The sequence below is a fragment of the Mesorhizobium sp. M1E.F.Ca.ET.063.01.1.1 genome, from assembly GCF_003998155.1.
Taxonomy (GTDB): Bacteria; Pseudomonadota; Alphaproteobacteria; order Rhizobiales; family Rhizobiaceae; genus Mesorhizobium.
In genome coordinates this window covers 1-1095 of sequence record NZ_RZSC01001221.1, presented here as the reverse complement: position 1 = coordinate 1095, position 1095 = coordinate 1, and the positions used below count along the sequence as shown (strand labels likewise).

Annotated in this window: 1 protein-coding gene; it reads left to right on the top strand. The window is 59.0% G+C overall.

The window, feature by feature from the left end; genetic code table 11:
• Nucleotides 1-1095, top strand: a 1095-nt coding sequence (bamA, locus tag EOA29_RS37420; RefSeq protein WP_127222457.1) for an outer membrane protein assembly factor BamA, incomplete at both ends; no start/stop codon positions are given.

Below are 1095 nucleotides of genomic sequence, written 5' to 3'. Positions count from 1 at the left end.
CTTCTACTACAATCACGGCTATGCCGACTTCCAGGTCGTTTCGGCCGTAGGTGAGTTGGATGAAGCCACCAACAAATACACCGTCACGATCACGGTGCAGGAAGGCGATCGCTACAACTTTGGCGACATCAGCGTCGAGAGCACGATCCCAGAGGTCGACTCGAAGGCGCTGGAATCGGTGGTCGAGACCCACAAGGGCGATGTCTACAACGCCAAGGACGTTGAGGATTCGATCGTCGCGCTCACCGAGAAGGTCGCGGGTTCGGGCTACGCATTCGCTCAGGTGACGCCGCGTGGCGATCGCAATTTCGAGAACCATACGATCTCGGTCGTCTACACCATCGACCAGGGCACCAAGGCCTATGTCGAGCGCATCGAAATCCGCGGCAACGACCGCACGCGCGACTATGTCATCCGTCGCGAATTCGATGTCAGCGAAGGCGACGCATTCAACCAGGTTCTCATTCAGCGCGCGAAGAAGCGGCTGGAAGCCCTGGATTACTTTGACAAAGTCGAGATATCGACCGTTCCTGGCTCGGCTCCCGACCAGGTCGTCCTGGTGGTCGACGTCGTCGAGAAGTCGACCGGCGAGTTCTCGATCGGCGCCGGCTATTCGACCGGTGGCGACACGCCGGGACCGTCCGTCGAAGGCTCGATCACCGAGCGCAACTTCCTCGGTCGCGGCCAGTACATCAAGCTGTCGGCCGGCGGCGGCAGGCATTCGCGCGACTACGCCATCTCCTTCACCGAGCCGTATTTCCTCGGCCGGCGCATCGCTGCGGGCTTCGATATCTACAAGTCGACCCGTGAGTACAATCACTACGATACTGACGTCACCGGCGGGACCATTCGCTTTGGCCTGCCGATCACCGACAGCATCTCAACGCAGCTAGCGTATAATATCTCGCAGGAGAAGTATTCCATTGCCGATGGCTGTGTGGATGCCAATGGCAACTACGATCCGAGCAGGTGCACCATTTCGCCGGCGATCCTAGCGGGCGTTGCCGAAAGCCCGTGGGTCAAGTCTTCGGTCAGTCTCGGGTTGGTCTACAACACCATCGACGACATGAAGAATCCGCATGAAGGCCTCTATAT